The organism is Micromonospora sp. NPDC000668 (assembly GCF_042897975.1).
Classification (GTDB): domain Bacteria; phylum Actinomycetota; class Actinomycetes; order Mycobacteriales; family Micromonosporaceae; genus Micromonospora.
Window position 1 is genome coordinate 1,202,270 of record NZ_JBIAYP010000002.1, and the last position, 19,494, is coordinate 1,221,763.

16 protein-coding genes are annotated in these 19,494 nt (G+C 70.5%); 5 read left to right on the forward strand and 11 right to left on the reverse strand.

Annotation, left to right across the window (positions count from 1 at the left end; translation table 11 throughout):
• Positions 1-6 precede the first annotated feature (6 nt).
• From ACFY29_RS15155 to murJ, 7 genes are all read right to left on the reverse strand, one after another.
• Positions 7-1,173 carry an N-acetylmuramoyl-L-alanine amidase gene (locus ACFY29_RS15155; protein WP_386986232.1) on the reverse strand — a complete coding sequence of 389 codons (1,167 nt, stop codon included), beginning with the start codon at positions 1,171-1,173 and terminating at the stop codon, positions 7-9.
• A 170-nt stretch (positions 1,174-1,343) separates the two neighbouring features.
• Positions 1,344-1,667: a thioredoxin gene (trxA, locus tag ACFY29_RS15160; protein ID WP_007453873.1), complete on the reverse strand. Its 324-nt coding sequence runs from the start codon at positions 1,665-1,667 to the stop codon at positions 1,344-1,346.
• Between the two features lie 31 nt (positions 1,668-1,698).
• Entirely contained in the window at positions 1,699-2,649 is a 951-nt protein-coding gene (gene trxB, locus ACFY29_RS15165) for a thioredoxin-disulfide reductase (RefSeq protein ID WP_328421993.1), read from the reverse strand.
• A gap of 177 nt (positions 2,650-2,826) precedes the next feature.
• Positions 2,827-3,852, reverse strand: a complete 1,026-nt coding sequence (locus ACFY29_RS15170) for a hypothetical protein (protein WP_386986237.1) — start codon at positions 3,850-3,852, stop codon at positions 2,827-2,829.
• The gene (gene sigM, locus ACFY29_RS15175) at positions 3,849-4,568 is read right to left on the reverse strand and encodes an RNA polymerase sigma factor SigM (RefSeq protein WP_386986240.1); all 720 of its coding nucleotides are present in this window, start codon (positions 4,566-4,568) and stop codon (positions 3,849-3,851) included. Before sigM ends, ACFY29_RS15170 begins: the two co-directional genes overlap by 4 nt.
• Positions 4,569-4,611: 43 nt before the next feature.
• Positions 4,612-6,213 (reverse strand): protein kinase family protein, encoded by a 1,602-nt coding sequence (locus ACFY29_RS15180; RefSeq protein ID WP_386986243.1) that lies wholly within the window; start codon positions 6,211-6,213, stop codon positions 4,612-4,614.
• 447 nt (positions 6,214-6,660) lie between these two features.
• Positions 6,661-8,418: a murein biosynthesis integral membrane protein MurJ gene (murJ, locus tag ACFY29_RS15185; RefSeq protein ID WP_386986246.1), complete on the reverse strand. Its 1,758-nt coding sequence runs from the start codon at positions 8,416-8,418 to the stop codon at positions 6,661-6,663.
• A 126-nt stretch (positions 8,419-8,544) separates the two neighbouring features.
• Here murJ and ACFY29_RS15190 point away from each other — a divergent pair, with 126 nt between their 5' ends.
• Positions 8,545-10,005, forward strand: coding sequence for a CCA tRNA nucleotidyltransferase (locus tag ACFY29_RS15190; protein WP_386986249.1), 1,461 nt, complete (start codon positions 8,545-8,547; stop codon positions 10,003-10,005).
• 67 nt (positions 10,006-10,072) lie between these two features.
• On the opposite strand, the gene ACFY29_RS15195 is transcribed toward ACFY29_RS15190, so the two are convergent.
• Together ACFY29_RS15195 and ACFY29_RS15200 are read right to left on the reverse strand one after the other, a co-directional pair.
• On the reverse strand, positions 10,073-11,608 hold the full coding sequence (locus ACFY29_RS15195) for an SPFH domain-containing protein (protein ID WP_328421981.1): 1,536 nt from the start codon (positions 11,606-11,608) through the stop codon (positions 10,073-10,075).
• 27 nt (positions 11,609-11,635) lie between these two features.
• Positions 11,636-12,157: a hypothetical protein gene (locus tag ACFY29_RS15200; RefSeq protein ID WP_386986791.1), complete on the reverse strand. Its 522-nt coding sequence runs from the start codon at positions 12,155-12,157 to the stop codon at positions 11,636-11,638.
• Between the two features lie 171 nt (positions 12,158-12,328).
• Here ACFY29_RS15200 and ACFY29_RS15205 point away from each other — a divergent pair, with 171 nt between their 5' ends.
• The gene (locus tag ACFY29_RS15205; protein ID WP_386986252.1) at positions 12,329-12,808 is read left to right on the forward strand and encodes a methylated-DNA--[protein]-cysteine S-methyltransferase; all 480 of its coding nucleotides are present in this window, start codon (positions 12,329-12,331) and stop codon (positions 12,806-12,808) included.
• A gap of 114 nt (positions 12,809-12,922) precedes the next feature.
• Positions 12,923-13,861, forward strand: a complete 939-nt coding sequence (locus ACFY29_RS15210) for a hypothetical protein (protein WP_386986255.1) — start codon at positions 12,923-12,925, stop codon at positions 13,859-13,861.
• A 92-nt stretch (positions 13,862-13,953) separates the two neighbouring features.
• Here the strand turns inward: ACFY29_RS15210 and ACFY29_RS15215 are convergent, their stop codons facing one another.
• Both ACFY29_RS15215 and ACFY29_RS15220 read right to left on the reverse strand, forming a co-directional pair.
• The gene (locus ACFY29_RS15215; RefSeq protein ID WP_328421975.1) at positions 13,954-15,033 is read right to left on the reverse strand and encodes an inositol-3-phosphate synthase; all 1,080 of its coding nucleotides are present in this window, start codon (positions 15,031-15,033) and stop codon (positions 13,954-13,956) included.
• 23 nt (positions 15,034-15,056) lie between these two features.
• Positions 15,057-15,695: a PadR family transcriptional regulator gene (locus ACFY29_RS15220; RefSeq protein WP_030331823.1), complete on the reverse strand. Its 639-nt coding sequence runs from the start codon at positions 15,693-15,695 to the stop codon at positions 15,057-15,059.
• A gap of 175 nt (positions 15,696-15,870) precedes the next feature.
• On the opposite strand from ACFY29_RS15220, the gene ACFY29_RS15225 reads away from it, so the two are divergent.
• Positions 15,871-16,314: a DUF5318 domain-containing protein gene (locus tag ACFY29_RS15225; protein WP_386986259.1), complete on the forward strand. Its 444-nt coding sequence runs from the start codon at positions 15,871-15,873 to the stop codon at positions 16,312-16,314.
• Between the two features lie 197 nt (positions 16,315-16,511).
• A complete protein-coding gene (locus ACFY29_RS15230; protein WP_386986262.1) occupies positions 16,512-19,394 on the forward strand; it encodes a transglycosylase domain-containing protein in 2,883 nt (960 codons plus the stop codon).
• Positions 19,395-19,494: the final 100 nt, after the last annotated feature.

The window sequence follows — 19,494 nt, forward strand, 5'->3', positions numbered from 1 at the left end:
CCGGTCTCAGTCGACCACCGTGCCGGCGGTCACCACCGCCCGCAGCTCGCTCACGTCGATCGAGCCGGTCGGCACGTCTAGCTCGATTGGGAAGTACATCCGTTGCACCGCAGCCACGATCGCCTCCACCACCCGGTCCCGGAATCGGGGATCGATCAGGCGGGCGCGGTCCGCCGGCGAGGTGAGGTAGCCGACCTCGACCCGTACCGCCGGCATCCGGGTCAGCCGCAGCAGGTCCCACGTCTTGGCGTGGGTACGGCAGTCCCGTAGCCCGGTCCGCGCGACGATCTCCCGCTGCACCAGACCGGCCAGCCGCTCACCGGTCGCTGAGGTCACACCGTTGTTGGTGCCGTAGTGGTAGGTCGCCACGCCCTCGGCGTCCGGGTTGGCGTGCCCGTCCAGATGCAGTGAGATGAACACGTCGGCGCCGAGCGAGTTGGCCAGCAGCGCGCGGTCGGTGTCCGGCAGGCAACTGTCGGGCGCCGGACCCCGGGTGAGCTGCACCCGCACCCCGGACGCGGCGAGCCGCCCCTCCAGCCGGCTGGCCAGGTCGTGCACCAGGTCGGCCTCCGTCCAGCGCAGCGGCCCGTCCGGTACGACCATGCCCGGGTCGGTGCCGCCGTGGCCGGGGTCGATGACGACCGTCTTGCCGACCAGCGCCGGCCCGGACTGCCGGATCGCGTCGGACTCGCGCAGCCACTGCGGGCGGCCACCGACGACTTTGCGGCCGATCCGGCGCAGGGCGTTCATGGTGTGCGGCCCGCACGAGCCGTCCGGGGTGAGACCGACCTCGCGCTGGAACTGGGCGACCGCCCGAGAGGTCCGGATGCCGTAGATGGCGTCCGCCCGGCCCACGTCGTACCCCATCTCCAGCAGTCGCTCCTGGAGCGACCGGACGTCCTCGCCGGTGAGCGGCTCGGGGACCGCGTGGTAGAGGGTGCGGGCGCCGAGCCTCCAGCGGGCGGCGTCCAGGGCGCACCAGGTCTCCGACCCGACCCGGCCGTCCACGCTGAGCCCGCGGGACTGCTGGAACGCGCGGACCGCACGTTCGGTGTCGAGATCGAACTCGTCGACGGCTGGGCTGGCGGTGGAGGTGAGCAGGTCGAGGCCGGTGAGGATGGTACGGATCTCCGTGACCGCGGGTCCCCGGTCACCGGATCGGATCGGACGCACGCACGACCCCCTCTGCACGATGCTGGCTGGCCGGGCGGCCCAGGCTTGAGGCTATGCGTTCCGGGGCGGCGAGGTGGCTCGGCCTGGAAAAACTCCCGACGGCGTGGCCCGGAAGACAGCGAACCCCGCACCCGGCGACCGGGTACGGGGTTCGGTGACGTTTCTGCTGGTCAGAGGGCCGATTCGATGAGCCGGACCAGCTCGCCCTTCGGCTTGGCACCAGCGATCGACTGCACCGGCTGGCCGTTCTTGAACACGGTGAGCGTCGGCACCGACATCACCCGGTAGGCCCGGGCGGTCTCCGGGTTCTCGTCGATGTTGAGCTTGACGATGGTGACCTGGTCACCCATCTCGCCCGCGATCTCCTCGAGCAGCGGCGACACCTTGCGGCACGGCCCACACCACTCGGCCCAGAAGTCCACCAGAACCGGCTTGTCGGCCTGCAGCACGTCAGCGACGAAACTCGCGTCCGTGACCGCCTTGGTATTTCCCACTATGCCCCTCCTCCGGGATGTGTTCGTTGTTTCAGCTGAGCGTCGCGATGAACCGCTCGGCGTCGAGCGCGGCGGCACAACCGGTGCCGGCCGCGGTGATCGCCTGACGGTAGGTGTGGTCGACCACGTCGCCGGCGGCGAAGACACCGGGCACGCTCGTCCGGGTGCTGGGGGCCTGGACCTTGACGTACCCCTCGTCGTCCATCTCGACCTGGTCGCGGAAGAGCTCACTGCGGGGGTCGTGGCCGATGGCCACGAAGACGCCGGTCACGTCCAACACCTTGGTCTCGCCGGAGTGCACGTTGCGGACCCGTACGCCGCTGACCTTGCCGTCGGCGCCCAGGATCTCTTCGACGGTGCTGTTCCACTCAACCTTGATCTTCTCGTTGTTCAGCGCCCGGTCAGCCATGATCTTGCTGGCCCGGAACGAGTCGCGCCGGTGGATGATGGTGACCGACTCGGCGAAGCGGGTGAGGAAGCTGGCCTCCTCCATCGCCGAGTCGCCGCCGCCGACGACCACGATGTGCTGGTTGCGGAAGAAGAACCCGTCACAGGTGGCGCACGAGGAGACGCCGTGGCCGAGGTACTCCTGTTCGCCCGGGACGCCCAGCGGGCGCCAGGCCGAACCGGTCGAGAGGATGACGGCGCGGGCACGGTAGGCGGTCTCGCCGACCCAGACGGTGCTCACCGCGTCGGCGCCGGCGTCGCCGGTGTCCACCAGCTCGACCCGGGTCACATCGTCGGTGAGGAACTCGGCGCCGAACCGCTCGGCCTGCTTGCGCATGTTGTCCATCAGCTCGGGGCCGAGGATGCCGTCGGCAAAGCCGGGGAAGTTTTCCACCTCGGTCGTGGTCATCAGCGCGCCGCCCGACTGCGCGCCCTCGATGATCAGCGGCTTCAGGTTGGCGCGGGCGGCGTAGACGGCCGCCGTGTAACCGGCCGGCCCGGAGCCGATGATGATCAGGTTGCGGACCTCGTCCACTGCCGTCTCCCGAGTTGTGTGTGTTCGGCTTCGGCGCGCACCGATGCCGATCCAAGTCCGACGCCTAGGGTCGCCGGAACTGACTTCCAGAACGTCATCGTACGAACCGGGGATTCCCGAGACGGGCATCCGGTGGGTCAGGTCACGTGGACGGTCATCCCGCCAGTGACCGCGGATTCACCCTACCCGCGCCGAATACCGCTTGTCCGAGCCGGACCCGGGGACCCCGCACTCCGGGCCGCTCACCCAGGCCCAACGGCCCCCGGCCGCGTCGGTGAACCGGATCACCAGGGCTGACTCGCCCTGGAACTCCGCGTAGTCGATCACCTCGACCACCAGCGGGGCGGTACCGTGCTCGGCGGCCACGTCGGCCAGGCAGGTGGTCAACGCGGCTTCGTCGGTCAACCGGGCCAGTTGGTCCAGGCCGCTCGGCGTGGGTCGACGGCCACCTTCGGCCGCCACCCCGGGCTGCCCGTCCGGAGCACTGCTGGTCCGTTGACCGTCGGACGGCTCGGCATCGGCATCGGCATCGGCGAGCGTCTGCGGCGTGTAGTCCGTACCGCTGCGCAGTGCCGGCCCGGTGGTGCGTACCGCACCGGCCGCCGCCGCGCCCTCGGGCGCGCTGGCCGGCTGGTTCAGGACGCTGGTGCCGGCAGTGTCCGAGGCGTTCATCGACAGCTGATTGAGCCCCAGTCCCACCGCGATGACGGCGACGGCCGCGACCGCCACCGCAGGCGCGCCGCGCCGGGCCCAGCGTCGCCGCCGGCGACCGGGACCGGTGGGTGTGCCGCCCCCCGACTGGGTCGGGGAGGGGCCGTTGGGTCGGCGGCCGGGACCGCTGCCGCCCTGTGCCGGAACGACCACCCGAGTGGCGGTGTCCGGATCCGGCTCGACCGTGGGCGTACCGCCGGTGGGGTCCTCGTCGGCCGCTGCGCCGTCGAGCACCGGGTCCGCCGCGGCCAGCGCGGCGGCGAGCCGTTCGGCGAGCGCCGCCGGCAGCTCCGGGGACGGCTCGGCCCACCGGGCGAGGTCGGCGCGAACCTCCGTCACCGCAGAAGCCAGCAGGGCGTACGCCTGGGCCCACGCCGGGTCCGCGTCCACCAGCCGAGCGACCTCCGCCTGCTGCGACGTGCCGTCCAACGCCCCGCCGAGGTAGTCAGCGAGCAGGTCGTCGTCGACCTCCCTGAACCCCTCGGTCGTCACGTGTCCTCCTGATTGGCGTCCCGCCTGAACCGGCCCGACCCCGATCCGACGCCCTCCGCAGGGCGGGGGTTCCCCTTGGTGACGCCGGGCACGTCTGCGACCGTGCCGGTCGGGCCCGGGTGGGCCGATGGCGTCCCCCCGCCGGCGGCCGGGCGGAGATGTCCGAGCAGCACCGCCAGCCGGGCCCGGCCTCGGGCACAGCGGCTCTTCACCGTCCCCTCGGCGACACCGAGGATGCGGGCCACCTCGGCGACGGGGTAGCCCTGCACGTCCACCAGCACCAGGGCGGCGCGCTGCTCGAAGGGCAATGCGGCAAGCGCCTCGCGGACGACCAACGCGGTGTCGTGGTCCTGTGCCGGTGCGGCCGGCTCCACGCCCCCGGTGCGCGACCCGCTCTCGGTCCGGGTGCCGTCGGGCAGCGGCACGGTGGGGTGCGCCTGCCGGCGTCGGATCCGGTCCAGGCAGGCGTTCACCACGATCCGGTGCAGCCAGGTGGTGACGGCCGAGTCACCCCGGAAGCGGCCGGCGGCCCGATGCGCGGACAGCAGGGCGTCCTGGAGTGCGTCGGCGGCCTCCTCGCGGTCGCCGAGCGTCCGCAGGGCAACCGCCCAGAGCCGGTCACGGTGCCGGTGGAACAGCACCGCGAAGGCGTCCCGGTCCCCGTCGACGTGGGCGCGCAGCAACTCCAGGTCCGTTGCGGCGTCGCGCCCGTTCATCACCGCGTCCAGCGGATGCGGTGCCCGGATCGTGCTGCCCGGCTCACGAACCCTGGACCGTAATCTCCTGCACCCCGAGCTTGAAGCCACCCTCGGACGGGGGTAGCTCGGTGATCCAGAACAGCAGGTACTGGTACTTCTGGTCGGCGTCGAAGCCGTTGAACGTCATGGTGGTGCCGTCGTGCTCCTCGAACGGCTGCCCGATCGGCGTCTTGTAGCCCGCGACGAGCTGCTTGTCGCCACTGGACGTCGACGGCGGGTTGGCAGTGCCGGAGAGCAGTTGGGCCGATGCACCGGTCCCGGAGAGCACCGCCTGCACCGACTTGACGCTGTGCTGCTCGCCGAGATCGAGCCAGACCCCCATGCCCTTCTTGATATTGCCGAAGTTGGGGCGGTTGTACGTCTCCGTCTCCCAGCCCTTGTCCTCGTCACCGTCGATGACTTTGTTGGCGCCGTCGACCTCGCTGCGGTTCTTGCTGTCCGGGTCGATGATCCGGACGCCCTTCACGGTCAACTTGCGCACCGTGGCGGCGGCCGGGGTCGTCTCACCGGCCGGGGCCGTGGAGGTGGGCGTGGCCGCCGCGTTGTTCTGCGGCTCCTTGTCGTCGCCCAGCGCGCTGATCCCGATCAGCAGACCGACCAGGGCGACCGCCAGCAGGCCGGCGATGCCCACGGCGACCTTGCGACCGCCCGCCGCGGCCAGCGGAGACGGCTCTTCCTCGGTGTCGGCGGCGAACCGCAGCGGCCCGCTGTTGTCGAGGTAGTGCTCCTCCTCGGCCGGCACGTCCAGCCGCGCCAGCTCGGCGGCGAGCACGTCCGACGACGGCGGCGCGATCTCGGCGTCGAGCAGGTCCATGGTCAGGTCGTCCAGGTACGCGGGCACGCCGGCCCGGACCTGGCGGGGTGCCGCGATGCCGCCACTGGCGTCCCGGACCGCGTCCGGGATGGCGGCCCGGCCGTGGCCGGCGGTGGCGCCGCGCAGCGGTGCCTCGGCGTGCGGCCAGTGCCCGGTCAGGGCAAAGTAGAGGATGCCGCCGACCGCCCGGATGTCGTTCTCCTGGCTGTCGGCGCCGTCGGTGCGCGCGTCGGCCAGCACTACCCGGCCCTCGGCGCTGATCATGACCGTGCCGGGGTGGACGTTGCCGTGCACCATTCCGGTGGCGTGCACCGCGGCGAGGGCGCTCGCGACGGCGTTGCCGATCGCGGTGGCCCGGGCCGGGTCCAGCGGACCTTCGGTCGCCAGGTCGCGCAGGGACTGACCGTCCACCCACTCGCGCACCACGTACGCCCGCTCGGCCTCGTCGATCGCGTCGTAGACGCCGACCAGGTTGGGGTGGATGACCCGGCTGGCCGCGACGGCGGCCTGGAGCATTTCGGTGGCGGAGTCGCCACCCGGGTAGCGCAGCACCACCGCGACGGGGCGGCGCAGGATAACGTCGACTCCGCGCCAGACCAGCCGACCCGCGCTGTCGTTGTTGATGTGCTCAACCAACTCGTACCGCTCGGCGAGGATTTCACCGGCCGTGGGAGCACCGAAGGTCATGACCGGCGGAGCGCTCTCGTCCGCCTCCTGACCCTCGCCGACCTGGGTCACCCGTCCTCCCTCGGTGATCGTGCCGATCGATGGACCCGAACTGCTGGGCATGTGGCTTCCCGCTCTGCCGTCGAAGGAACCGGCCGACCGGTGTCGACGCGCAGCGTCGGCGCCTGCCGTACCCGTCGAGAGCGACCTTACCCGGGTTGCCCGTCTCTCCGACATGTCATCTTCCCGCCGTGCCCGGCGGGGTGCCGGGAGTCGGGAGAGTCGTCCGGTTACGACCGTTGTCAGCCACGTTGCTGGCACATGTACTAGCCAATCTACGGCTTCACCGCAAGTGACCGACGCCGGGGCCGAACCTCGGGGTGGCGCTCCCGCCAACCGCCATGTTCCCACCGAACGGGCCGGCACGCTCAGCCGTACGGTTGGTTATCCACAGGCCGATCCGCTTGCTGACCGGCGAATCGCGGAGTTATCCACAAGCGCGTCCCCAGCCCTGATGATCCGCGGTTACGGTCCGTACAACGCCAACTCTTCGTGTGTGGACTGTTGCGCTCAGCGACCGAATCGGCGGCGGACCATGCCGACCACCTCGGTGATCTCCCCGATCCGCAGCAGCGTGGCCAGCCCCAGGTAGGTCCCGCCGATCACCGCGCCGCCGATCACGAGCTGCACCACGGCCTGCATCCAGCTCGGCGTGTCGCCACCGGGCAGCAGGCTCACCACCAACAACCCGACCAGCGCGGAACCCAACGCGGCGACCGCCACCCGGCCGAGGGTGCGCAGGATTGCGCCCAATCCGATCCGCCCGATCCGGGGCCGCAGCAGCCACGCGGAGGCGAATGCCGCAGCCAGATAGGAGACGGCGTTGCCGATCATCATGCCTGCTGCGGCGAAGTGGGCGGCGAAGGCGACGTAGAGCACAACCTGCACGCCGATCCGCAACGCCACCACCGGAATGTTGATCAGCGCTGGCGTGCGGGTGTCCGGCAGGGCGTAGAAGGCGAAGGTGAAGAGTTGGCTGATCGCGAACGGGACCAGCGCCAGCGCCGCGAGCAGCAGCACCAGCGAGGTGTCCGCCGCGTTCTCGTCGCTGAACGCGCCGTAGCGGAACAGCGCCACGGCCAGTGGAGTGGCCAGTACCGCGTAGCAGACCGCGATCGGTGCGAGCACGGCCGAGACGGTGCGGGTGCCCCGGGACAGGTCGGCGGCGACGTCGGAGTACCGGCCGTCGGCGGCGGCCGCGCTCATCCGGGGCATCAGCGCCGTGATGATCGAGACGGCGATGATGCCGTGCGCCATCATCAGCAGCAGGAACACGTTGTTGTAGATGAGTGGGCCGGCGGCGTTCTCCTTGCCCGCTCGGTTGAGCAGGTTGAACAGGACGATCAGGCCGACCTGGCTCACCGCGACGTAACAGAACATCCAGCCGCCGAGACGCCCCAGCTCGCGCAGCCCGAGGGCGCGGAAGTCGAACCGGAACCGCCAGCGGAAGCCGACCTTGCGCAGCGAGGGCAGCAGCCCGGCGGCCTGGATCGCGACCCCGAGCAGCGTGCCGCCGCCGATCAGCAGGATCCGGCCGGTGGTCATCTGCTCGGGGCGGATGATCTCCGCACCGAAGATCGCGATGTACAACCCTGCGGTGGCGATCACCACGATGTTGTTCAGGATCGGTGCCCACATCGGTGCGGCGAAATGCCCCCGGGTGTTGAGCACCGCGCTGATCAGCGCGCTGAGGCCGGTGAAGAAGATCATCGGCAACATCAGGTACGACAGCGCCGTGACCAGGCTCTGGTACTCGTCCCCGGTGTTGTCGCTGGCGTAGAGCTTGGTCAGCAGCGACGCGGACGCCGCCGCCACCACCGCCGCCGCGGCGAGGGTCAGCACCGCGAGGGTCAGCAACCGCTGGGCGTACGCCTGGCCGCCGTCGGCGTCGGCCCGGCGCCGGCGGACCAGCACCGGGATCAGCACGCTGGTGAGGATGCCGCCGAGCAGGAACTCGTAGACCATGCCGGGCAGGATCTGCGCGGTGGTGTACGCGTCACCGACCAGCGCGCCGCCGAGCGCTGCTGTCAGCGCCAACGTGCGCAGGAAGCCGGTGCCCCGGCTGACCAGGCTGCCGATCGCCATCACCGCGCTGTTGGTCGCCGCACTCGCCTCGGCCACCTGCTCCTGCGGCGGCGCGGTCGACTCCATGGCCGGCTGGTTCAACGGCTCGGCGGAGATGAACGTGGCGCCGTCCCCCGGGCGCCCGCCGGCCCCGGGCCCGCCGTCGTGCGCGGCGTTCGCGCTGCGGTAGAGCCCGCCGCTCATCTCCAGCCTCCAAGGGGTACGTCGAGCCGGGCACCGACCCGCACGTCACAGACCATAGTCAACCGGTACCCGTTACCCGCGCCCGGCGGACGGGATGCGGGCCCTGCCCGATAGGCTGGCGATCCCATGTCCGACGCCTCCGCTTCCCACGCCGCCGACCGCCGCGAACTCACCGCTGCGCAGCGCAACGCCGTCGCCGAACTGCTCCGGGTCTCCCCGGTCGCCGACGAGTTGGGCCGCCGGTTCGTCCGCGCCGGTCACGAGTTGCACCTGGTGGGCGGTTCGGTACGGGACGCCCTGCTCGGCCGACTCGGGGACGACCTCGATTTCTGCACCGACGCGCACCCGGACGAGACGCTGCGGATCATCAAGGGCTGGGCCGAGTCGATCTGGGAGACCGGCCGGGAGTTCGGCACCATCGGGGCTCAGCGCGACGGCCTCCGGCTGGAGATCACCACCTTCCGCGCCGAGTCGTACGACCAGGTCAGCCGCAACCCGGTGGTGGTGTACGGCACCAACCTCACCGAGGACCTGAAGCGCCGCGACTTCACCATCAACGCGATGGCGGTCAGCGTGCCGGAGCACCGGTTCACCGACCCGCACGGCGGGCTGGATGATCTCTCCGCCAAGGTGATCCGTACCCCCAGCACCCCCGGTGAGTCGTTCGGGGACGACCCGCTGCGGATGCTGCGGGCCGCCCGGTTCGCCGCGCAGTTGGGCTTCGCCGTGCACCCGGACGTGCACTCGGCGATGAGCCGGATGTCCGTCGACCTGGACCGGATCACCGTCGAGCGGATCCGCGACGAGTTCACCAAGCTGCTCTGCGGCGCCGACCCGATCACCGGGCTGCGGCTGCTGGTCGACACCGGGCTGGCCGAGCGGTTCCTGCCGGAGCTGACCGGGCTGAAGCTGGAGATCGACGAGCACGCCCAGCACAAGGACGTCTACGAGCACACGCTGACGGTCGTCGAGAACGCGGTCTCCTTCGAGGAGGACGGCTGCGACTTCATCCTGCGGATGGCCGCCCTCATGCACGACGTGGGTAAGCCGGCGACCAAGGCGGTCGGTTCCGACAGCCGGGTCAGCTTCCACCACCACGAGGTGGTCGGCGCCCGGCTCACCAAGGCCCGGATGAAGGCGCTGCGGTACCCCAAGGAGGTCACCGCGAAGGTGACCGCGCTGGTCGCGTTGCACCTGCGCTTCTACGGGTACGGGCGGGGCGAGTGGACCGACTCGGCGGTGCGTCGCTACGTCGCCGACGCCGGTGACCTGCTGCCCCGGCTGCACAAGCTGACCCGCTCGGACTGCACCACCCGCAACCGGCGCAAGGCAGCCCAGCTCGCCGCCGACTACGACGCGCTGGAGGAGCGGATCGCCCGGATCGAGGCCGAGGAGGACCTGGCCAGGGTCCGCCCCGACCTCGACGGCAACGCGATCATGGAGCTGCTCGGCGTACCGCCGGGACCGGTGGTGGGGCGGGCGTGGAAGCACCTCAAGGAGCAGCGCCTGGAGCACGGCCCGCTGGACCGCGACGCCGCTGAGGCGGAGCTGCTGCGGTGGGCTCGCGCCGAGGGCCTGATCGACTGACCGGAGCCGACCCGTACGACGGGCGCCGCCCCCGATCGCGGGAGCGGCGCCCGTCGGCGTAACGGCGTCAGCGCGTCTCGACGGCCGTCCCGTCCACCGAGGCGGTGCCCTTGCCGGCCGAGGTGCTGTTGCCGACCGGGGTGGACGCCGAGCTGAGCCGGGCCAGCAGGCCCGCCAGGTCGACCCCGGTCAGGTCGCTGCCGAGCTGGAGCCCTTGGGCCACGTTGCCGGCCACCGACCTGGTCAGCGACGACGCACCGTCGGTGGAGATGACGGTCATCTTGTCGATCGCCCCGATCGGAGCGCTGGCGGCCTCCACCACCTGCGGCAGCACCTTGACCAGCAGGTCCAGCACCGCCGCCTCCCCGTACGTGGCGAACGCCTCGGCCTTGCGCGCCATCGCGTCCGCCTCGGCCTGGCCCTTCGCCAGGATGGCAGCCGCCTCGGCCTGTCCCTCCCGCTCGACCGCCTCGGCGATCGCGGAGCGCCGGCGCTGCTCGGCCTCACCCTCCTTGGCACCCTCGATCGCGTTCGCCTCGGCGAGCGCGGCGCGCCGGGCCCGCTCGCCCTCACCGGTGAGCCGGGCCTGCTCGGCGGAGGCCTGCGCGGCGGCGATGACCGACTGCCGCTGTGCGTCCGCGTGCAGCACCGCCGCGTTGCGGGCCGCCTCGGCCTCCTGCTCCACCTTGTACCGGGCGGCGTCGGCCGGCTTGCGCACCTCGGTGTCCAGTTGGCGCTGCTTGAGTTCGGCGTTGCGCTCGGCCACCTTCTGCTGCTCGGAGAGGATCGCCTGGTCCCGCTCCGCCTGGGCGAGCGGCCCGGCCGCCGCCGACTTCGCCTTGGCGGCGTCGATCTCCGCCTGGATGCCGGCCTGCTTGAGGGAGAGGTTCCGGTTCGCCTCGGCGATGGCTTCCTCGGCGAGCAGCCGCTCCTGCTCGGCCTGCTGCCGGGCCCGCGCCTCGGCGATCGCCGCGTCCTTGAGCACCCGGGCGGCCTCGGGCCGGCCCAGGTCCTGCAGGTAGGAGCCTTCGGCGAGGATGTCCTGGAGCTGGAAGGTGTCCAGCACCAGGCCCTGGTTGGTCATCGAGTGCTCGGCTTCCTCGGCCACCGCGCTGGCGAACGCCGCCCGGTCCCGGATCACCTCCTCGACGGTGAGCCGGCCGACGATCGAGCGCAGTGCGCCGGCCAGCACCTCCCGGGTGAAGTTGTCGATCTCGTCCTGTTGGTGCAGGAACCGCTGGGCGGCGGCCCGGATCGCGTCCTCGGTCCCGCCGACCTTGACGATCGCCACGCCGTGCAGGTCGGTGCGGATGCCCTGCTTGCTCACCGCGCCCCGGATGCCGACGTCGATCCGCCGGCTGGACAGGTCGAGCGACTGGAGTTTCTGCACCACGGGCAGCACGAACACCGAGGCGCCCAGCACGACCTTCTGACCGGACATGTCGGTCGACCGGCCACCGTCGGCGGTCTGCGTGGTGCGGCCCTTGCGGCCGGTGACGATGAACGCCTCGTTCGGCCCGGCCACCTTGATCCGGGAGAGCACGAAGAACACCAGGATGAGGATGAGGAGGACCGCACCACCGATGGCGATTAACAGGGGCATATAAGGAGTCCTGTCTGCGAAGAGGAGTCAGTAGGTCTCGACGTGCACGCTGGTCTCGCTGAGCGCCTGCACGACGAAGACCTGGGCGCCGACCGGGATCGGCTGGTCGGCGCGGGCGTTGAGCTTGACCGGCTGGCCGGCGACGCGTACCCGGACCTCGCCGTAGCCGTCGACCGGCACCGGCGTGACGACGAGGCCGAGCGCGCCGACCAGGTCGTCCCGGGTGGGGGTGGGGTCGGTGCGCATGTTCCGGGCCGCCCGGCTCAGCCGGGACGCCAGCCAGCCGATGGGCACTGCGGCGAGCAGGCCACCGGCCGCCGCGCCCGCGATCATGCCCGGCGTACGCGCACCGACCAGTTCGTTGACGATGGCCCCGCCGAACCCGAACGCCCCGGCGAAGCCGGCGACCGTCTCGGCCGAGATCGGCCCGTCGACGTTGGCGTGCCCGAAGTGGAACAGTTCGGTGCCGAGCAGGGCGAGCGCCAGCACCCCGACGCCCGCACCGCCGATGATCAGAAAGATGAGCGTCCCCGTGGCCACGACCAGCACGGTATCGACGTCGCGCAACGTCCAACGGCTCGGCCGGACGCGAAGATGATCTACCGCTCGGCCGGTTCTGCGGCGGCCCGCAGCGACACCGGGCCGGCGTGGACTGGCGTGCGGCGAGACGGTGGTGGTCGGGGTTGGCCATCCACGGCCGGGGTCGGGGACAATGGGTCGATGCGCTGGACCGTGCTCGACTCACCGATCGGCGAGTTCTCCGTGGCCATCGACGGGGCGAGCGTCTGCGGCGCGCACTTCGGCCGGGTCGACGCGGCGGCCGACGAGCCCGACCACGAATTGTCCCGGCAGGCCATCGCCGAGCTGCGGGCGTACTTCGCCGGTGAGCTGACCGGTTTCACCGTCCCGGTGTCGATCCCCCGCGGGTCGGATTTCGAGCGGGCGGTGTGGCGGGAGATGACCTTGATCCCCTACGGCGAGACGCTGACCTACGGCGAGGTGGCGCGCCGGATCGGCGACCCCGGGGCGGCCCGCGCGGTGGGCGTGGCCTGCAACCGGAACCCGATCCCGGTCATCGTCCCGTGTCACCGCATCGTCGGCGCCGGTGGGCGGCTGGTCGGCTTCGGGGGTGGCCTGCCGCGCAAGGTGCACCTGCTGGAGTTGGAGGCCCGGGTGGCCCTGCAACAGGCATGGTCCTGACCGACCCGTCCGCCGAATCGAACCGAGTCATGCTTATCGGCCGATCGGTCGATGTGGACACGCCACCGTAACAGTCATGATCGGGCGTCATTTCACCGACTTTGCGGGGGACCGATGACCGAAAAGCAGGACAAGACCGTCGACCGCCGCCGGCTGCTGCGCCGCGCTGGCACCGTCGCCGCGGGCGTCGCCGGCACCACCGTGGTGGGCGCCGCCGTCGCCGCGCCGGCTCAGGCTGCACCCGGTGACCCGGTGGTCCAGGGCGCGAACAACGCCGCCGGTGCCACCACCACCACGCTGACCAGCACTGCGGCTGGCCCCACCCTGCAGTTGGGGAACACGAGCACCACCACCGCCGGGGATGGCACGGTGCTGGCCCGGCCGGCGCTGCGGCTGACGCCGAGCGGCGAGGTCCTCAACCCGGACTCGCTGGGCGGCTCGATCGGCATGGACACCTACGGCAACCTCCAGGTGGTCGCCGAGTTCGGCGGCGGCAAGTACCTCGAGTACGTGCACACCACCGGCAACTCGAACCAGATCGTTCCGATCACGCCGCAGCGGGTCATCGACACCCGCTCGGCGTCGTCGCGTACGCGGATCAGGAACGCCTCGTCGACCACGCTGGACAGCTCGGGTCGCCTGCGTGACGGCCAGACCATCCACGTCGACCTGAGCGACTTCGTCTTCCTCGGGGACGCCCTCTTCGGCAACCTCACCGTGACGACCGCGGTCGCCTCGGGCTTCGTGCAGATCTTCCCGTACGGCGGCCCGCGCCCGACGAGCTTCTCGTCGATCAACTACCTGACCAACCAGGTGGTCGCGAACTCGTTCATGTCGGGCATCGGCTACGAGCAGGACTGGATCTCCGTCTACGCGGCCCGGACCACCCACATCATCATCGACGTGGTGGCGTTCGTGGTCGGCGTCGGCTCGGTCAACCCGGCCATCCTGCCGATGTCCGCCAGCGCGACGGCGCGCAGCGCCGAGACGCTCGAGCAGCGTAAGGCGAAGCGGGCTGCCAAGGCCATGACCACGGCGCCGAGCTGGAAGTGAGCCGGTCGCCGTACGCGGCGACGAGGCAGTGAACGCGGCGAGGGCCGGGTCCGTACGGACCCGGCCCTCGGCCGTGCTTGGTGCTCAGCGGGTCAGCGCTCGACCTCACCGGCGATGAACTCCTCGACGGCCTGGTGGGCGTCGTGGTCGGCGTACTGCACCGGCGGGGACTTCATGAAGTAGGACGAGGCCGACAGGATCGGGCCGGCGATCTTCCGGTCCAGCGCAATCTTCGCGGCCCGGACCGCGTCGATGATGACGCCGGCCGAGTTCGGAGAGTCCCACACCTCGAGCTTGAGCTCGGCGTTGAGCGGGGTGTCACCGAACGAGCGGCCCTCCAGGCGGATGTACGCCCACTTGCGGTCGTCCAGCCACGGCACGTGGTCCGACGGGCCGATGTGCACGTCGCTCTTGCTCATCTCGTGCGGGATCTGCGAGGTGACCGACTGGGTCTTCGAGATCTTCTTCGAGACCAGCCGCTTGCGCTCCAGCATGTTCATGAAGTCCATGTTGCCGCCGAAGTTGAGCTGGTACGTGCGCAGCAGCTCGACGCCGCGGTCCTCGAAGAGCTTCGCCAGGGCGCGGTGCACGATGGTGGCACCGACCTGGCTCTTGATGTCGTCACCGACGATCGGCAGGCCAGCGTCCTCGAACTTCTTCGCCCACTCCGGGTCGGAGGCGATGAAGACCGGCAGGGCGTTGACGAACGCGCAGCCGGCGTCGATCGCTGCCTGGGCGTAGAACTTGGCGGCCTGCTCGGAGCCGACCGGCAGGTAGCAGACGACGACGTCGACCTGCGCGTCGCGCAGTGCCTGCGTCACGTCGACGGGAGTGGCGTCGGACTCCTCGACGATCTCGCGGTAGTACTGGCCCAGACCGTCGAAGGTCGGACCGCGCTGCACGCTGATGCCGGTCGGCGGCACGTCGCAGAGCTTGATGGTGTTGTTCTCGCTGGCGACGATCGCCTCCGCGAGGTCCATGCCCACCTTCTTGGCGTCCACGTCGAACGCCGCGACAAACTCGACGGCGGAGACGTGGTAGTCGCCGAAGGCGACATGCATGAGACCCGGGACGCGGTCGTTCGGGTCGGCATTCCGGTAGTACTCGACGCCCTGAACCAGGGACGAGGCGCAGTTACCCACACCGACGATGGCGACGCGGACGGAGCCCATAGCGTCTGCCTCCTTCTTTTCTGTCACGGCCGCTCATTCCTGGTCTCTCCAGGCGGAGGCGGGCTGTTGTCTTCTCGTCGGCCGCCGGCCGTCCCGATGTTCGGGACCGTCGGGGCTCGGCCGGAGCGCTCGTTGGCGATGAGCTCCTCCAGCCAGCGGACCTCGCGCTCACAGGCGTCAAGGCCGTGGCGCTGTAGTTCCAGGGTGTACGCATCGAGGCGCTCGGCCGCCCGGCCCAGCACGTCACGAAGCCCTTCGCGACGCTCCTCGATCTTGCGGCGGCGACCCTCCAGAATGCGCAGGCGGGTCGCCTGGTCGGTCCGGGCGAAGAACGCGAAATGCACCCCGAAGCCCGTGTCGTCGTACGTCTCGGGCCCGGCCTGTGCGATCAGCTGGGCGAAGCGTTCCTTGCCTTCCGCGGTGATTTTGTAGACCACCCGACCTCGTCGGCTGGTCAGCGCGGGAACCTCCTCGGCGGTGGCGGGTGTCTCGGCGGCTTCGGTGATCCATCCGGCCGCCTGCAACCTGCGCAGGGTCGGATAGAGCGAGCCGTAGCTGATCGCCGCCCGGATCGCGCCGAGTTTGGCGGTCAGCTCCTTGCGCAGCTCATAGCCGTGCATAGGAGACTCCTGCAGGAGGCCGAGGATGGCGAACTCGAGCACTACGCCATCCTCTCTTTACCCCCGGCGCGGAGTGGTAACCGCCGCGATGTATCGGACCGATACATCGCACGTTAGCGGGTCGCGGGGGTCAGGGCAAACCCTCGTTTCGAGATGCTGCTGTCACGGATCGTGACCGTGGTCGCCTGGTCGAGCCGGACCGCGTACCCTTCTCCGCATGCGTACGCAGCGCCAGGTCGTCGACTACTCGCTTCAGAAGCGAGCGGTGCTGCGTGAGCTCCTGGCCGGCCGGGTCGGCACGTACGACGTCTGCGACGCATCCCCGTACCTGAAGAACGCTGCCCGGTTCCACGGCGAGCCGACCGACCGACGCTGCCCCATCTGTCGCAGCGAGAACCTGACCAACGTCCACTACATTTACGGTGACGAACTCAAGCAGTCCGCCGGCCAAGCTCGGACACTGACCGAGTTGCCCGTGCTGGCGATGACGCTGCGTGAGTTCCAGGTCTTCGTGGTGGAGGTGTGCCTCGGCTGTGACTGGAACCATCTCGTCGAGCAGTACCTGCTCGGTCGGGACGGTCTCAGCAGCGACGGCGACGGCGAGCAGGACACGGCAGGTGCCGGAGGCACCGGTCGGCGGAGGCGAGAGGCGCAACGGTGATCTCAGCTGGTTGGACCGGCCCCGGGGCCGTAGACATGACCCGGGACGGCCGACCGCTCGTTGGTCTGATTGGCCCGATTGATACTGCAATGACCCCGGTGAACCGGCACCCCCGTGCCGGCGTCCCGGGTGAAGCAACTCACGGCAACCCGGTGGCGGCGCAGTCGCGCCCCACCGCGACCGGCAGGGTGTGAGGAATGAACTCGTACGGCGATCCCAGTTCTGCGCGCGGGCGGGCCCAGTACCCGGGCCCGGACGGCGACCCCGGACGGGGCGTGGACGACGCGTACCGCCGACCGGGCGGTGACTCTCGCGGGAGTGGCTGGTCGGCCTCGGAGGCCCCGGCATCCCCCGGTCGTGCCTCGGTGACACCGCGGGCAGCCGGTGGGCGGGCCTCGGTTGGTGGTTCGGCCTCGGTCCCGCCGCGCGGCACCACCGCCGGGTCCGCCTCAGTCGGTTCGGCCACGCCAGGCCGGGCCGGGCGGGCCTCAGTGCCGGTGTCCCCGGCACCGGGTGTGGGTCGCGCCGGCGCAGGCCGGGCCTCGGTGCCCGTGTCCCCGGCGCCGGGTGCACCGGCGGGTCGGGCCACGGTCGGCGCGGCGTCCGTCGGGGCCGCCTCGGCGGGCCGGGCCAGCGTCGGCTCCGCCTCGGTGGGCGGCCGGGCCGCGGTCGCGCGGGCGAGCGTCTCACCGGTCTCCGGCGGCCCGGGTGGCCCCGGCGGGCCTGGTGGGCCGAACGGTCCGGGTCGTGGTGGTCGGGGCGGTCGCGGTGCGGGTGACCCGGCTGGGGCGGCCCGAGCGAAGAAGCGCAAGCGGATGAACCTGCTGATCGCCGGTTTCGCGGTCTTCATCATGCTCGCCGGTGTCGGTGTGGTCGGGTTCACCTACTACTCGACCAACGTGGTGCTGCCCGATGAGATCACCCCGCCGCAGGCGACCACCCTGTACGCGTTCGACAACAAGACTCCGATTGCCAAGGTGGGCGATCAGAACCGCACCCTGGTCACCATCGAGCAGATCCCGCAGTGGGTGCAGGACGCGGTGGCTGCCGCCGAGGACCGGAACTTCTACCGGCACTCGGGTGTGGACTACAAGGGCATCGCCCGAGCCGGCTGGAACAACCTCTCCGGCGGCGACAAGCAGGGTGCCTCCACCATCACCCAGCAGTACGCGCGCAACGCCTACGACAACCTGAAGGACGACACCTACGCCCGGAAGGTGAAGGAGGCGATCCTCGCCTCCAAGCTGAACGACGAGTACACCAAGCCGCAGATCATGCAGCACTACCTCAACGTGATCTACTTCGGCCGGGGCGCCTACGGCATCGAGGCGGCGGCGCAGACCTACTTCGGCAAGTCGGTGAGCGCGCTCAAGCCCGACGAGGGCGCGGTGCTCGCCGCCCTGATCAAGCAGCCGGAGCCGAGCTCCACCCACCAGGGGTACGACCCGGCGATCAACCCGACCGCCGCCCAGGATCGCTGGAACTACGTGATCGATGGCATGGTCAAGGAGGGCTGGCTGGGCGTGGCCGGCAAGCCGGAGCGGCCCACCGCCTATCCGAAGAACATCAAGGCCCCGAAGAAGGGCGGCATCGGCGTCGACTTCGGCGTGGACACGCCGTACGGCAACGTCATCAACTACGTCCGGGAGGAGATGCGCGACAGGGGCATCTGCGTCGACAAGGAGACGCAGGTGACCGACACCAAGCCGCTCTGCTCCCAGGCGCTGATGGCCGGCGGCTACCGGATCCGCACCACCATCGACACCAAGATGCAGAAGGCGGCGGTCGAGACTGCCCAGCGGAAGACCAAGGGCTCCGAGTTGGCCGGCCAGCCGAGCAACCTCATGGCCGCGGTGGTCGCGATCGAACCGGATACCGGTCGGGTGCTCGCCTACTACGGCGGTGACAACGGCACGGGCACCGACTACGCCGGCAAGAACACCGACTCCACCGGGGCGATCAGCGGCGGTCACTCGCCCGGCTCGAGCTTCAAGATCTACACCCTGGCGGCCGCGCTCAAGGCCGACAAGGCGCTCGAGTCCCGGTGGAAGGGCAAGGCATTCACCCCGGAGGGCACCAAGTTCAAGGTCAGCAACGCCGGCGTCGACAACCCCTCCTGCGGCAACTCCTGCACGCTCAAGGTGTCCACGCTCAAGTCCCTGAACGTGCCGTTCTACCACGTCACTGAGGAGATTGGCGCGGACAAGGTGGTGGACATGGCCAAGCAGGCCGGCGTCACCACCATGTGGCGCACCGACACCAACCCGGCGAAGGCGTACGACCTGACCAAGGCCGACCCGAAGGCCATCACGCCGGAGCCGTTCTTCAACGTGGTCGGCTACGGCCAGTACCCGATCACGGTGCTGGACCATGCCAACGGTGTGGCCACCTTCGCCAACGGGGGTGTCTACAACAAGGCGCACTTCCTCTACTCGGTGGAGAAGCAGAACCCGAACACCGGCAAGTGGGAGAAGGTGGCTAAGGGCAGCGAGAAGCTCGACTCCCAGCCACGCATCGACAAGGACGTGGTGGCCGACGTGACGTCGGTGCTGAAGGACTATCCGGCCGCGGTCAACCACCGCCTCGATGACGGCCGCAAGGCCGCCTCCAAGACCGGCACCTGGGAACTCAAGGGCGACAGCTCCGACAACGGCGACGCCTGGATGATCGGCTACACGCCGCAGTTGGCCACGGCGGTCTGGGTGGGCAACGTGAAGGACCGGAAGCCACTCATCCTCAAGGACAAGCGCAAGGTCAGCGGTTCCAACCTCCCGGGTGACATCTGGGAGCGGTTCATGGACGACGCGCTGAAGGGCAAGGAGAAGCTCGACTTCCCGCCTGCGGCGAATATCGGCGACGCGAACTCCGGCAACGGCGAGGCGGCACCGCCGCCCCCGACCCCGCCGGGAGGTCTGCCGGGTCTGCCCGGCCTGCCGGCCTGTGACCCGCTGACCAACCCGTTCTGCCCGCGCACCGACGGCAACAACGGTGGCAACAACGGTGGCGGCAACGGTGGCAACAACGGCGGTGGCGGCGGTGGTGGGCTACTGCCCAGCCTGCCACCGACCAATCGGGACTGACCCGCCCCGCTCCACGACGCCGCCGCCGGCCGGACGACCTGTCCGGCCGGCGGCGGCGTTTCCGTACCCGGATCTGGCGCGCCGGGACGGGACGAGCACC